The sequence below is a fragment of the Burkholderia sp. LMU1-1-1.1 genome, assembly GCF_040675865.1.
Lineage (GTDB): Bacteria > Pseudomonadota > Gammaproteobacteria > Burkholderiales > Burkholderiaceae_D > Rugamonas.
Window position 1 is genome coordinate 1 of record NZ_JBEGHG010000071.1, and the last position, 261, is coordinate 261.

Consider the following 261-nt stretch of genomic DNA (forward strand, 5'->3'; position numbering starts at 1 on the left):
ACATCTCGGCGCCGTCGGCGCCGCTGGTGGTGACCATCGACCGCGCCGCGCCGGGCGCCCCGGGCGCCCCGGTGCTCGACGCCGCGTCCGACACGGGCGTGTCCGACGCCGACAAGCTGACCAAGGACGCCACGCCGACCCTCACCGGCAGCGCCGAAGCCGGCGCCACCGTCAAGCTGTACGACGGCACCACCCTGGTCGGCAGCGGCGTGGCCAACGCCGACGGCGTCTGGACCGTCACCACCGGCACCCTGGCGGCCG

The 261-nt window shown here is 76.6% G+C and carries 1 protein-coding gene; it reads left to right on the forward strand.

All coding sequences use genetic code 11. The annotated features are described in order from the left end of the window. Positions 1-261: Ig-like domain-containing protein (locus tag MRBLMU1_RS29570; protein ID WP_363509641.1), on the forward strand; the 261-nt coding region annotated here is incomplete at both ends.